A 13,217-nucleotide genomic window follows, 5' to 3' on the forward strand; every position below is an offset into this window, starting at 1 on the left:
GCCCAAGAAAGAAAGGCGGCCGCGCATGTCCGCGGCCGCCTTTCCCGATGCGCCCGGCGTTATTGCGCCTGCGAAAAATCGAGCGCGTTGGTCAGGTCGCCCATCGGTTTGTTGCCGTTGGCGACGAGGGCGTCGTCGCGCTGCTTCAGGCCGGGCAGCGTCGGCAGGGCAAAGCGGTGCGTGATCAGGCGCAGCACCGAGGCCGTGTCGTACTGCGTGTGGTCCACGAAGCCCTTCTTGGCGAACGGCGAGACGATGATCGCCGGGATGCGGGTGCCCGGGCCCCAGCGGTCAGCCTTCGGCACCGTGGCGTGGTCGTAGAAACCGCCGTTTTCGTCATACGTCACGACGATCACCATGTTCTTCCATTGCGGGCTCTTCTGCAGCTGCGCAATCACGTTGGCGATGTGGGCGTCGCCGTCGGCCACGTTGGCGTAACCGGCGTGCTGGTTCAGGTTGCCCTGCGGCTTGTAGAACGTGACGGCGGGCAGCTTGCCGGCGGCGGCATCGGCCAGGAAGGCGGCGTCGTAATCCTTCAGGTGCGCGGCGCGCTCGGCGGCACCGCTGGCGGTGGCCGGGTCGAAGCGGCTGAAGTAGTTGAACGGCTGGTGGTGCGGCTGGAACTGCGTGGTGCCAGCGTAGATCACGCTGCGCGTGGCGTTCGGCGCGTCGGCGATGGCGGCGTTCCACGCGCCGGCATACCAGGCCCAGTCCACGCCCTTGGCGCTCAGCAGGTCACCGATGTTGGTGGTGGACTGCACCGGCATCGTCGAGGCCTTGGTGGGGTCTGCGTAGGTCGCATTGCCGCTGGCCACGCCGTTGCCCGACGGCTGGAACGGCGGCTGCATGGTGTTGACGGCGTAGAACACGCCCGAACCATCGTCGGCCGTGAGCGTGCTGTCGTTGGCGTAGACCGCCTTGCCCGACAGCACGGAGCTCGGGTTGCCCGTTCCCGCGTCAAGCACCGGCACACCGTCGGCATTGACCGTGACCTTCGAGATGCTGCCCGCCGCCGGCGAGGACTTCGCGTTCGGATAGATCGGCGCGCAGGCGCAGATCAGGTACTGGTGGTTCAGGAACGAGCCCCCGAATGCGCCCATGAAGAAGTTGTCGGCGAGCGTGTATTGCTGGGCGATCTTCCACATGGCCATCTTGCTGCCGTCGTAGTAGCCCATCGAGAGGCCGCCCGCGTCGGAGTACGCGGCGAACTTGTCGTTCTTGCCGCCGTTGATCTGCATCTGGTTGTTGTAGAAGCGGTGCACGAGGTCGCGCGTGGTCACGCTCTGCGGCACCACGACGCCCGTGCCGTTCACGCCATTGGGATCGTCGATCTGGAACATCTTGTTCGGCCAGCCGGTGGTCTGCGCCTGCGTGAGGGTCACGCTCTGGCCGGCGGCGGTCAGGCCGCCCCAGGTGGGCGGCAGGCTCGGCAGCACCGAGCCATCGAAGTCCTTCTGCGCGACAGCCGTGCCGGTGGACGTCGGGTTCACGCCGGGGATGCCGTTGGCGCCCGGGAACAGGCCGTACAGGTTGTCGAAGCCGCGGTTCTCGGCGTAGATGACGACGATGGTCTTGACGTTGTCAGCGAGCGCCATGCGCTTGCTCACGCCGTCGCGGATTGTCTTGCCGACGTCGCCGCCGCTAGCCACGGCATCGGCGATCAGTGCGATGGCCTGGTCGATCTCGGCCTGCAGCGCGGTCTTGGTGGCTGCGTCGGTTTCCTTGTTGTGGTCTTCCAGCAGCTTGTCGACCGTCACGCCCAGGCGCGCGGCCAGCGCGGTCTTGGCGGCATTGATGTCGCCGCCGTTGCTGTCCATCAGCGCGGCAAGTTCGGTCGAGATGGCGCTCACGACAGCGTTGGCGCCGGCCGGCGCGCGGAACACCAGCGGCTGCGTGACCGGCGTGCTCGTGTTCTTGTCCGGATCATTGCGCTTGGCATCCGTGCCGATTTCCACGGTGATGGCACCGGTGCCGGCCAGCGTGTACGCACCGTTCTTGTCGGTGCGCGTGCTGGTTTCACCGGCGTCGCACTTGCCGTTGTTGTTGGCGTCGATACAGACCTTGGCGTTCTCGAAGTAGCTGCCGGTCACCACGCCGGAGGTCGATTGCGTGGAGGCGCTGCTGTTCGAATCGCTGCCGCCGCAGGCAGTCATGCTGGCTGCCACCAGCGCGGCGAGCGGAAGGTGAGGCAAAAGACGGAATGCTCGGCTCATGATTTCCCTTGATTGTTGTGTGGGGGACGAAAGCGAGCGGGAGTCTGTGCCTCGTGTGTGACAAGTTGATGATGCAAACGCAGGCGCGGAGCGGATCTGGGCCGAGCTCAGCAGGAACACCATCGTCAGGAGGAGCAGGGGCACCGCCGAACGTTTGAAGACATTTGCCACCATGGGACCTCTCCAAGGACTGACGTGACGCGCGTTTGACGACATCAAAGTGTCATGGTGGCCGTGCTAAGTTGCAAGGCTTCCATCATTGCGCCCATCGTCGATGCCTCGTCTTCTGCCGTTGTCCACTGTTCGCGCGATTGCCGCTTCGGCGCTCGCGCTGGGGCTGGCCGCTTGCGGGCGCGGCGAACCGGCGGTGGCGCATGCCGCGGCGCCGGCCGGTGCGTCGGCACCCGCGGCCAAGTCCGTCCCTGCGTACGAAAAGGCCTTCTACACGATGATGGCGACGCGCCGCCCGTCGGTGCCGGCCATGGCGGCACTGGGCAAGGCGCTGTTCTTCGATCCGGCCATGTCGGCCTCGGGCAAGCTCTCGTGCGCGAGCTGCCATAGCCCGGCGCACGCCTATGGCCCCCCGAATGACCTCTCGGTGCAGCTGGGCGGCCCCGGCATGGACAAGACCGGCGTGCGCGCCGCGCCGTCGCTGCGCTATCTGCAGAGCGTGCCGCCGTTTAGCGAGCACTTCTTCGAGAACGACGGCAACGACTCAGAAGACCAGGGCCCGACCGGCGGCTACACCTGGGACGGCCGCGTGTCGTCCACGCACGAGCAGGCGCGCATTCCGCTGCTTTCCGCGCACGAGATGGCGAACGGCACCCCGGCCAGCGTGGTGGCCAAGCTGCGCAATGGCAGCCATGCGCTGGCGTTCCGCCAGGTGTTCGGCAACGACATCCTCGACAACGAAGACACGGCCTTCCGCGCCGCGCTGATGGCGCTGGAGGTGTTCCAGCAGACGCCATCGGAGTTCTACCCGTACGACAGCAAGTACGACGCGTTCCTGCGCCGCCAGGTCAAGCTGTCGCCGCAGGAAATGCGGGGCCTGCGGGCGTTCTCCGATCCGGCCAAGGGCAACTGCGCGTCATGCCACGTCAGCGCGATCAAGCAGGACGGCGCGTTCCCGGCCTTCACCGATTTCGGCCACATTGCCGTGGGCGTGCCACGCAACCGCAAGCTCGAAGCCAACGCGGACCCGGCGTTCTTCGACCTCGGCCTGTGCGGCCCCGACCGCACCGACCTCAAGGATCACGCCGAGTACTGCGGCCGCTTCCGCACGCCATCGCTGCGCAACGTGGCGCTGCGCAAGACGTTCTTCCACAACGGCGCGATCCACTCGCTCGAAGATGCGGTGCGCTTCTACGCCCAGCGCGATACCCAGCCGCAGAAGTGGTACCCGCGCAAGGCCGACGGCACGGTCGACAAGTTCGACGACCTGCCGCCCCGGTACCACGCCAACGTCAACATGGAGCCGCCGTTCGGCGGCAAGCCGGGCGACAGGTCGGCGCTGTCCGAGGCCGACGTGCGCGACATCGTCGCCTTCCTCAAGACCCTCACCGACGGCTACCGACCGCCACACGTTGCCCGGCGCTGAGCCTGCGGCCCGTTTGTTGCAACGCCCCGGAGCGTACGCGCGGCTGCCCGGGCGTGCGCTCCGGTTATCATCGGCAGATCGTCTTCCCGCAGTCTTGATTGCCCTCTATGACCTGGCTTGCTGACCCGTCCGTCTGGATCGGGCTGTTCACCCTCGTGGTGCTCGAGATCGTTCTCGGCATCGACAACCTCGTTTTCATCGCCATCCTGGTCAACAAGCTGCCGCCCGCGCAGCGTGACCGCGCGCGCATGATCGGCCTCGGCCTGGCGCTCGTGATGCGCATGGTGCTGCTGGCCACCATGTCGTGGCTCATCGGACTGACCAGGCCGCTGCTCACGCTGGGGCCGGTGGAACTGTCCGGGCGGTCGATCATCCTGCTGCTCGGCGGGTTCTTCCTGCTGTTCAAGGCCACGTCTGAGCTGCACGAGCGCCTTGACGGCCAGCCGCATGACGAAAGCCACGGCACAGGCCATGGCAAGTTCTGGAACGTGATCGCGCAGGTGGTGATCCTGGATGCGGTGTTCTCCATCGACTCCGTCATCACGGCCGTGGGCATGGTCAACGACCTGCCGGTGATGATGGCCGCGGTGGTCATCGCCATGGGCGCCATGCTGTTTGCATCACGCCCGCTGACGCACTTCGTCAACGCCCACCGCACGGTGGTGGTGCTGTGCCTGAGCTTCCTGCTGATGATTGGCTTCTCGCTGGTGGCCGAGGGCCTGGGCTTTCATATTCCGAAGGGGTATCTGTATGCGGCCATCGGCTTCTCGATCCTGATCGAGTTCTTCAACCAGGTGGCCCAGCGCAATACCGTGCGCTACGAGCGCCGCCGCCCCCTGCGCGAGCGCACCGCCGATGCCGTGCTGAGCCTGCTGGGCGACCGCCCCGGCACGCCAGCGGATGCCGAATCGCATGAAGCAGTGCCGCACGAGGATGGCCACCCCGAGCCGCAGGCCGTGTTCCGCCCGGAAGAGCGCAGCATGGTCAGCGGCGTGCTCGATCTGGCCGAGCGTTCGGTGCGTTCCATCATGACGCCGCGCCACGATATTTCGTGGGTGGACCTGGAGGCCGATGCGGCCGTCACGCGCAAGCTGCTGCTGTCGGTGCCGCACAACCAGTTCCCGGTCTGCCGCGGCGGGCTGGATGACCTCGTGGGCGTGGCGCGCGCCAAAGACCTGATGGGCGATCTCGACACACGCGGCACCATCGACGTCGAGCGCACCGTCAAGCCCGCGCTCAAGGTGTCCGACAACATGGGCATCCTGCGCCTGATGGACCAGCTCAAACGTGCGCGTGGGCGCATGCTCGTCGTGACCGACCCGCTTGACGTCGTGCAGGGCGTGGTCACACCCATCGACGTGCTGGAAGCGATTGCCGGCGAGTTTCCCGACGAAGACGAACGCCCCGGCGTGGTCGAGGTGAGCGACGGCTGCTGGGAGGTGGCCGGCGAGGCCGACTTGCGCCAGCTCGAAGACGTGCTGCAAGTCGACTGGCTGCTCGACGAAGGCGGCGGCGCGACAAGCCTGGGCGGCTACCTCTTCAACCAGTGGGACCGCCTGCCCGAGGTGGGCGACACACTGGTGCGCCACGACCTGCGGTTCGTCATCCTCGAAGCTGGCAGCCGCCGCATCGTGCGCGTGCGCATCGAGCGCATGGAAGACGTGACGGCGCCAGAGGCCGAAGCCTAAACGGCTTCTTCGGGTGGCGATGCGGCAGGCGCGGGCCTGCGTGTCAGCGCGAGGCTCGCCACCGCCGCCAGCACGCACGCAATGCCGCCCACCTGGCGCACGCTGACGGATTCGCCAAGCAGCACCGCCGCAAACGCCACCGCCGCGACGGGCGCCAGCGCAGTGAACAGCGCTGCCTCTGCACCACTCACGCGCGCTGCGCCGGCATACCACACCACGAAACCGCCGACCGTCGGCACGACCGCATAGTAGGCAACGGCCACCAGCGCCTGCGCTGCCTGCGTCGATGCGTGCAGTTGCCAGGGCGATTCCCCCAGTGCAGGCAGCAGTGCCGTCAGCAAGCCGAACGCACTCATCGTGGCGGACAGCGCCAGTGGCGGCACCGGCGTACGCAGCCGCTTGTTGAGCAGGATGAAAAGCCCCTCGCATAGCACGGCGCCGAGCACCAGCAGATTGCCCAGCAGCGGGTGCGCGGCGTCGCTGCCCGGCTGGAACGCGATGGCAAGCACACCGGCCGTGGCCAGTGCGATGGCGCCCAGGACGGCGCGGCCCGGCCGCTCGCCCAGCAGCAGGATCGCAATGAGCGCAGACATGACAGGCAGCGTGCCGATGATCACGCCGGCATCTGCCGCGGAGGTGTAGCGCAGCCCCGAGATCAACAGCGTCGTGTAGCCGACGCTGCCTGCTGCGGCCTGCAACACCAGCAGCGCCCAGTCGCGCCGCGCGAGCACCGGCCAGCGCGTGCGCATGACCCGCATGATGAGAAGAAACAGCGGCAGCGCGAGCGCAAAACGCAGCGCCGTTGCCGTGAAGGGTGGCAGGCCCGCCGCGATGATCTTGCTGGCCGCCACGGTGCTGCCCACCAGCACCATCGCCAGCGCCAGATAGAGATAGCCTTCGAGCCGCTTCGACATGTCGCACCCCGCGCAGATGAAAGCCGCAGGATGCCCCCGCGCTGGGCGGCCGTCTTGAACGAAATTGCAGCGCGGCGGTGTGTGCCCTAGCGCGCCGCCGCCACCATGCCGGGCGAGACCCCGTACTTGCGCACGAACTGCCGCGTCATGTGGCTCTGGTCGGCAAAGCCGCAGGCGGCGGCCACCTCGGCCAGCGGCAGCCCTTGCGCGATGAGGCGGCGGGCCAGCGCCACGCGCCGCTGCAGCTGATATGCGTGCGGGGTCAGGCCCGTCACGCGTGCGAATCCGCGCAGGACCTGGAATCGGCTCAGCCCGGTCTCGGCGGCAAGATCGTGCAGCGAGACGGCGGCGGCCGGGTCATCGTCGATGCGGCTGCGCGCGGCGCGGATGGCATCGGGCGCATCGTCGGCACGATGGGTGCGGGCGTGCAGCGCATCGGCAAGGACGGCCAGCAGCAGTTGCTCGCGCAGCAGCGCATCGCCGCGCCCGCCCGAGGCCGTCATTTGCGCAAACAGCAGGCGCGCCTGGCGGGCCAGCCGGGCGTCGCGGATGACGGGGCGGCTGAACTCCGCCGCGCCGGGCACGCTGGCGTGCAGGTCGCTGGCAAGGTCCGCCACCACGTCGGCGTCAAGGTAGAGCATGCGCCACGCCCGTCCGGTATCGCCGATCGGTGTGCCGTCGTGCACCTCGGCCGGGTTGACGGTGATGACGTCGCCGGCGCCGGCTTCCACCATGCCGCGCCCGCTGAACGATTTCTGCGCGCCGCGCTCGATGATGCCGATGCCGAACTGCCCGTGCGTGTGGCGCGGAAAGCTGTGCGGCGTGTCTGCGGCGACGGCCTCCACGCCGGGCATGGCGCAGCGCGGCATGAAGAACGCGGGGCGGGGCGTCTGGCGCGGCAAAGGCGGCTCCGTGGGTGAAGAGCGTGTGGGCGCGCGGGGGCGCCAAGTGGCAGCAGCATACGCTTTCTTCGCATTTCGCTCACTTTCTGGCCGCGTGCCGTTGCTATGCTCGCGTACGGCTGCTGGCACGCCCGGTAAGATGAGCGCGGCCCACCTGCCGGGCACTGCGCAAGCCGCTCCCGCCGGCGGTGCGCCAAGCCGCCCTGATTGATTCATGCGCCTGTCTTTCGGTATCACCTCCAAGCTGTTCGTTGCGCTGTTCACGCTGAGCATCGTGGTTGCGCTTGCCATGGGCGCGGCGGTGCGCTGGCGCTTTGACGCCAATTTTCTCGACTACGTGAATGCCCGCGAGGCCGAGCGCATGGCCGCCATCGCGCACGGCGTCGAGGCCGCCTACGCGCAGCACGGCAACTGGGATTTCCTGCGCAGCGACCGCGCCGCGTGGTTCCGCCTGCTGCGCCGCGAGGGCGCACGTGCGCGGGCAAGCGGCATGGGCGCCGATCGCTTCGAACCCTCGGCGGGCTACCGCTTCGAGCCGCCGCCCGGCCTCGAGCCGGACATGCCGCTGCCGCCGGGCCCACCGCGTCTGCCGGGCGAGCCGCCCCCGATGCCGCATTCGCCCATCTGGCTGCTGGACGCCGCGCGCAACGTCGTCATTGGCGATGGCCCACCGCTTGGCCCGAACGCGCGCTGGCACGAGCTGCATCACAACGGCCAGACGATCGGCTGGCTGGCCATGCCGCCGCGTGTGCGCGTGCCTGAGGGCGCCGACCAGGCTTTCCAGGCCCAGCAACTGCGTGCCACGTGGATCATCGCGGGCCTGTCCGTCCTGCTGGCGGCGCTGGTGGCCGTGCTGCTCGCGCGCGGGTTGCTGGCCCCGATGCGCCGCCTGACCGACGCAGCACGCCGCATGGCAGACGGCGACTACGCCACCCGTGTCGACGTCCATTCGCGCGACGAACTCGGCGGGCTGGCGGCGGATTTCAACCACCTCGCTGCGTCGCTCGAGGCCAACCAGAAGATGCGGCGCCAGTTGACCGCCGACATCTCGCACGAGCTGCGTACGCCGCTGGCCGTCCTGCGGGGCGAACTCGAAGCGCTGGAAGACGGCGTGCGTCCGCTGACGGCCACGTCGCTTGCGTCTTTGCAGGCCGAGGTTTCCATACTCAGCAAGCTCATCGACGACTTGTACGAGCTCTCGCTGGCCGACGTGGGCGCGCTCGCATTCCACATGGAGCCGCTGGACCTGGCCGACACGGTGTGCAGCGCGGTGCAGGGCTTCACGCCGCGCCTGATGGAAAAGGGCATCGCCCTGCAGATCGACGTGCCGCAGGGGCCGACGCATGCAACGATGGTCCGCGGCGACGCGCAGCGCCTGCGCCAGGTCATGCACAACCTGCTCGAGAACACGCTGCGCTATACCGACGATGGCGGCACGCTGCGTGTGCGCGTCCACCAGGACGGCGCGTGGCAGCAGGTCGACGTGCAGGACAGCGCGCCGGGCGTGCCCGAGGCGATGTTGCCGCGCGTGTTCGATCGGCTGTTCCGTGCCGATGCGTCGCGCAGCCGGGCGCACGGCGGGGCCGGGCTTGGGCTCAGCCTGTGCCAGACCATCGTTGCCGCGCACGGCGGCACCATTGAAGCCAAACCTTCGCCGCTGGGCGGGCTGTGGATTGCGATTCGCCTGCCGCTGCTCGCCCAGCCATGACACGCTAGCCGACCATGATCCTCATCATCGAAGACGAACCGAAGCTGGCCGCGCTGATGACCGACTACCTGCGCGCCGCCCACTACGAGACCGAGTGTCTGCCCGACGGCACGGACGCCGTGCAGCGCATCCGCGAGACCACGCCCGAGCTCGTGTTGCTCGACCTGATGCTGCCTGGCAAGGACGGCCTGCAGATCTGCCGCGAGGTGCGCGGCTTCAGCGAGGTGCCGATCGTCATGGTGACGGCGCGCGTGGAGGAGATCGATCGTCTCCTCGGCCTGGAGCTCGGCGCCGACGACTACGTCTGCAAGCCCTTCAGCCCGCGCGAACTCGTGGCGCGCATCAAGACCATCCTGCGGCGGGTGCAGCGTGCGGGCGGCGTGCCTGACAGCGCCCTGGTGATCGACAGCACCGCCTATACCGCCACGCTGCGCGGCCAGCGGCTCGATCTCACGCCGGTGGAGTTTCGTCTGCTGTCGGCGCTCGCGGCCGCACCCGGGCGCATCCTGTCGCGCGCCAACCTGCTCGAGCAGATCTACGACGACCACCGCATCGTGACCGATCGCACGGTCGACACGCATGTCAAGAACCTGCGCCGCAAGATGGAGCAGGCCAGCCCCGGCACCGATCTCATCCATTCGGTCTACGGTGTGGGCTACCGGCTCGACGCCTGAGGTTCAAGAAAACTCCTCGGTTTGCCCACCGTTGGTGCAACTTCAGTGCCTACAGTGGGCGCATGGCCGGCGCGCCCGGCCGATGAACCCTTCAGGAGCCTCATTCATGACCGTTGTGACTTCCCGCCGCCTGCCCGCGCTTGCCGCCGGGCTCTTGCTCTCGTGCGCCGCGCTGGCGCAGACCGCCGCACCCGGTGCGGTTCCGCTGTCGCCGATGCCGCCGCATGGTCCCGGCATGATGGGCCGCGGCCCAGGCATGGAAATGGGCCCGTACCGTGGCGGCATTCCGCTCCTGCGTGGCCTGAAGCTGACCGAAGCGCAGCGCGACAAGGTCTTCGCCATCGAATATGCGCAGATGCCGGAAGCGCGCGAACAGCGCAAGGCCATCGCGCAGGCTCACCGCGAATTGCACCAGATGGTCGTGTCCGGCCAGTATGACGAAGCGCGTGCCCGCGCGCTGACCGAGACGCTCGGCAGGGCGGTGGCCCGCGAAGCGCAACTGCGTGCACAGGCGGGTGCCAAGATCATGCAGGTGCTCACGCCGGAGCAGCGCAAGCAGATCGGCGAGCGCGAGGCGCAGCGCGTGGCCGAACTCGAACACGGCGAGGGCGGGCTGGAGCCCTTGCCGGTGATGTAGCCGGCACATCGGGGGCGCCTACCGCAGATCGTCCAGCGCCAGGTTGAGTTCCAGCACATTCACGGTAGGCTCCCCAAACACACCAAGCACCGGCCCCTTGGTATGCTCGGCGACCACCTTCCTCACCAGGTCCGGCGACATGTGCCGCGCCCGCGCCACCCGCTCCAGTTGATACGCCGCCGCCGCCGGGCTGATGTCCGGGTCCAGCCCACTCGCAGAAGCGGTCACAAGATCAGCAGGAATCGGCGCAGTGTTCGTCGGGTCCGCTTCCTTGAGCGCCGCAATGCGGGCCTTGGCCGCCTCCGTCAACGCCGGATTGCTCGGCCCAAGGTTCGATCCGCTTGATGCCTGCGCGTTATACGGATTCGGCGCAGTCGCCGAGATCCGCCCCCAGAAATACTCCGGGGTGTCAAAGTTCTGCCCGATCAACGAAGACCCGACAGCCTTGCCGCCACGCTCGATGATCGAGCCCCCGGCCTGCGCCGGAAACAGCGCCTTGCCGACACCCGTCACCACCACCGGATACAGCACCCCGGTAATGAGCGACAGCCCGACGAACACCACCAGCGCCGCACGCAGCAGCCCACCTTGTTGCGGCACATCGGCCTGAACAGGTTGACGCGCTTGAGTTGTGGTTGCCATGAATGCACTCCTTCCTTAAACCCAGCCCATCGCGGCCAGGAACATGTCGATGATCTTGATGCCCGGGAAGGGCAGCAGCAGGCCGCCCAGGCCGTAGATCAAGAGATTGCGGCGCAGCAGCGTGGCGGCGCCCAGCGCGCGGTACTTCACGCCCTTGAGCGCCAGCGGGATCAGGAACACGATGATCAGCGCGTTGAAGATCACGGCGCTCATCACGGCTGATGCCGGCGTTGCCAGGTGCATCACGTTCAGCGCGGCGAGCTGCGGATACGTCGTCGCAAACGCGGCCGGGATGATGGCGAAGTACTTCGCCACATCGTTGGCGATCGAGAACGTGGTGAGCGAGCCGCGCGTCATCAGCATCTGCTTGCCGATCTCGACAATCTGGATCAGCTTGGTCGGGCTGGAATCCAGGTCGACCATGTTGCCGGCCTCCTTGGCAGCCTGCGTGCCACTGTTCATGGCGACGGCCACGTCGGCCTGTGCCAGGGCGGGCGCATCGTTGGTGCCGTCACCGGTCATGGCAACGAGGCGGCCTTGTGCCTGCTGTTCGCGGATGAGCGCAAGCTTGGTCTCGGGCGTGGCTTCGGCGATGAAGTCGTCGACGCCGGCTTCAGCGGCGATGGACGCGGCGGTCAGGCGGTTGTCGCCGGTGATCATCACCGTCTTGATGCCCATCTGGCGCAGCTCGGCAAAGCGCTCGCGGATGCCGGCCTTCACGATGTCCTTCAGTTCCACCACGCCGAGCACGCGGTCGTTGTCGGACACCACCAGCGGCGTGCCGCCTGCGCGTGCCACGTCATCCACGGCCGTCGACACGGCATCGGGAAACTTGCCGGCCAGCAGCGTCACATGCGTGCGAATCGCATCGGCCGCGCCCTTGCGGATCTGGCGCGCGTCGCCTGCATGGGAGACGTTGATACCGCTCATGCGCGTTTGCGCAGAGAAGGCGACGTACACCGGCTGCGTCTTCGCCAGCGCGGCTTCATCGATGGACGCCTCGCCCAGGTTGCGCGCGAGCGTGACGATGCTGCGGCCTTCCGGCGTTTCATCGGCCAGCGACGACAGCCATGCGGCCTCGGCCAACTGCTTGGCGGTCACGCCAGGCGCGGGAATGAAGCGCGAAGCCTGGCGGTTGCCGTGCGTGATCGTGCCGGTCTTGTCGAGCAGCAGCACATCCACGTCGCCGGCCGCTTCCACGGCGCGGCCCGAGGTGGCGATCACGTTGGCCTGCATCATGCGGCTCATGCCCGCCACGCCAATGGCGGAGAGCAGACCACCGATGGTGGTCGGGATCAGACACACCAGCAGCGCGACGAGCACGGTAATCGTGATCGGCGAACCGGCCTTCATCGCGTCCACCGAGAAGATCGAGTACGGCAGCAGCGTGACGGTCGCCAGCATCAGGATGATGGTCAGGCTCACCAGCAGGATCGTCAGCGCCAGCTCGTTGGGCGTCTTCTGGCGCTTGGCGCCTTCCACCATCGAGATCATCCGATCGAGGAAGCTCTCGCCGGGGTTGGCGGTGATGCGCACGATGATCCAGTCCGACAGCACGCGCGTGCCGCCCGTCACGGACGAGAAGTCTCCGCCCGATTCGCGGATGACCGGTGCCGATTCGCCGGTGATGGCGCTTTCGTCCACCGAGGCCACGCCTTCGATGACCTCGCCGTCGCCGGGCACCATGTCGCCGGCTTCGATGAGCACGATGTCGCCACGGCGCAGCGCGGTGGCGGCGCGTGCTTCCGTACGATCACGGCGGTGCGGGTCTGCCAGCACCTTGGCCTGCACCGTGGTCTTGATGCCGCGCAGCGATGCGGCCTGCTGCTTGCTGCGGCCCTCGGCCAGCGCTTCGGCAAAGTTGGCGAACAACACCGTGAACCACAGCCACACCGACACGGCGAGGATGAAGCCCGCCGGCGCTTCGGCCTGGCCGCGCAGCGCCATGATCCACAGGATCGTGGTGAGGATGCTGCCGACGTAGACGACAAACATCACCGGGTTCTTGGCCTGCGCGCGCGGCGACAGCTTGCGGAAGCTGTCGACAATGGCGGGCTTGACCAGCGCCGACGAGAACATCGACAGCTTGCGCACATCCTTGGCGGACAGCGTGGTGTGCGTCGTATGCGTGCTGCGTGCCTGCGGCTCGGCGGCTGCAGCAGTACCAGTACCGGCGCTCGGCTCAAGCTTGTGCTTGACCGTACGCACAGCCGGTTCGGATTCGGGATAACGGATAGCCATA

The 13,217-nt window shown here is 67.8% G+C and carries 9 protein-coding genes and 1 pseudogene; 5 read left to right on the forward strand and 5 right to left on the reverse strand.

Features of this window, described 5'->3' with window-relative positions; genetic code table 11:
• Positions 1 to 59 precede the first annotated feature (59 nt).
• Positions 60 to 2,213 (reverse strand): acid phosphatase, encoded by a 2,154-nt coding sequence (gene acpA, locus TK49_RS21505; RefSeq protein WP_045219890.1) that lies wholly within the window; start codon positions 2,211 to 2,213, stop codon positions 60 to 62.
• Positions 2,214 to 2,487: 274 nt separating this feature from the next.
• Here acpA and TK49_RS21510 point away from each other — a divergent pair, with 274 nt between their 5' ends.
• On the forward strand, positions 2,488 to 3,810 hold the full coding sequence (locus tag TK49_RS21510; RefSeq protein ID WP_045219892.1) for a cytochrome-c peroxidase: 1,323 nt from the start codon (positions 2,488 to 2,490) through the stop codon (positions 3,808 to 3,810).
• A 107-nt stretch (positions 3,811 to 3,917) separates the two neighbouring features.
• Complete coding sequence (locus TK49_RS21515; protein WP_045219894.1) at positions 3,918 to 5,498, forward strand: TerC family protein; 1,581 nt, start codon at positions 3,918 to 3,920, stop codon at positions 5,496 to 5,498.
• On the opposite strand, the gene TK49_RS21520 is transcribed toward TK49_RS21515, so the two are convergent.
• Complete coding sequence (locus TK49_RS21520; protein ID WP_045219897.1) at positions 5,495 to 6,412, reverse strand: DMT family transporter; 918 nt, start codon at positions 6,410 to 6,412, stop codon at positions 5,495 to 5,497. The two genes, TK49_RS21515 and TK49_RS21520, sit on opposite strands and share 4 nt — an antisense overlap.
• An 86-nt stretch (positions 6,413 to 6,498) precedes the next feature.
• Positions 6,499 to 7,266: an AraC family transcriptional regulator gene (locus TK49_RS21525; RefSeq protein ID WP_045220480.1), complete on the reverse strand. Its 768-nt coding sequence runs from the start codon at positions 7,264 to 7,266 to the stop codon at positions 6,499 to 6,501.
• Between the two features lie 262 nt (positions 7,267 to 7,528).
• On the opposite strand from TK49_RS21525, the pseudogene TK49_RS21530 reads away from it, so the two are divergent.
• The 3 genes and pseudogenes from TK49_RS21530 to TK49_RS21540 all read left to right on the forward strand — a co-directional run.
• Positions 7,529 to 9,050, forward strand: a pseudogene (locus TK49_RS21530) (ATP-binding protein); the annotation flags it as partial.
• On the forward strand, positions 9,037 to 9,696 hold the full coding sequence (locus TK49_RS21535) for a response regulator (RefSeq protein ID WP_045219901.1): 660 nt from the start codon (positions 9,037 to 9,039) through the stop codon (positions 9,694 to 9,696). The pseudogene TK49_RS21530 and the gene TK49_RS21535, both read left to right, overlap by 14 nt.
• Positions 9,697 to 9,802: 106 nt before the next feature.
• On the forward strand, positions 9,803 to 10,333 hold the full coding sequence (locus TK49_RS21540; RefSeq protein WP_045219903.1) for a Spy/CpxP family protein refolding chaperone: 531 nt from the start codon (positions 9,803 to 9,805) through the stop codon (positions 10,331 to 10,333).
• Positions 10,334 to 10,351: 18 nt separating this feature from the next.
• On the opposite strand, the gene kdpC is transcribed toward TK49_RS21540, so the two are convergent.
• Positions 10,352 to 10,975: a potassium-transporting ATPase subunit KdpC gene (kdpC, locus tag TK49_RS21545; RefSeq protein ID WP_045219905.1), complete on the reverse strand. Its 624-nt coding sequence runs from the start codon at positions 10,973 to 10,975 to the stop codon at positions 10,352 to 10,354.
• Between the two features lie 15 nt (positions 10,976 to 10,990).
• The gene (kdpB, locus tag TK49_RS21550) at positions 10,991 to 13,216 is read right to left on the reverse strand and encodes a potassium-transporting ATPase subunit KdpB (protein WP_045219906.1); all 2,226 of its coding nucleotides are present in this window, start codon (positions 13,214 to 13,216) and stop codon (positions 10,991 to 10,993) included.
• Position 13,217 lies beyond the last annotated feature (1 nt).

This window comes from Ralstonia mannitolilytica (assembly GCF_000954135.1).
GTDB lineage: Bacteria > Pseudomonadota > Gammaproteobacteria > Burkholderiales > Burkholderiaceae > Ralstonia > Ralstonia mannitolilytica.

What these genes read in the sequence shown, in the direction of transcription:
- TK49_RS21515 (WP_045219894.1), top strand. Translation starts at nt 3,918, where the DNA reads ATGACCTGGCTTGCTGACCCGTCCGTCTGGATCGGGCTGTTCACCCTC.
- TK49_RS21510 (WP_045219892.1), top strand. Translation starts at nt 2,488, where the DNA reads ATGCCTCGTCTTCTGCCGTTGTCCACTGTTCGCGCGATTGCCGCTTCG.
- TK49_RS21520 (WP_045219897.1), bottom strand. Translation starts at nt 6,412, where the DNA reads ATGTCGAAGCGGCTCGAAGGCTATCTCTATCTGGCGCTGGCGATGGTG.
- TK49_RS21525 (WP_045220480.1), bottom strand. Translation starts at nt 7,266, where the DNA reads ATGCCCGGCGTGGAGGCCGTCGCCGCAGACACGCCGCACAGCTTTCCG.
- kdpB (WP_045219906.1), bottom strand. Translation starts at nt 13,216, where the DNA reads ATGGCTATCCGTTATCCCGAATCCGAACCGGCTGTGCGTACGGTCAAG.
- kdpC (WP_045219905.1), bottom strand. Translation starts at nt 10,975, where the DNA reads ATGGCAACCACAACTCAAGCGCGTCAACCTGTTCAGGCCGATGTGCCG.
- TK49_RS21535 (WP_045219901.1), top strand. Translation starts at nt 9,037, where the DNA reads ATGATCCTCATCATCGAAGACGAACCGAAGCTGGCCGCGCTGATGACC.
- acpA (WP_045219890.1), bottom strand. Translation starts at nt 2,213, where the DNA reads ATGAGCCGAGCATTCCGTCTTTTGCCTCACCTTCCGCTCGCCGCGCTG.
- TK49_RS21540 (WP_045219903.1), top strand. Translation starts at nt 9,803, where the DNA reads ATGACCGTTGTGACTTCCCGCCGCCTGCCCGCGCTTGCCGCCGGGCTC.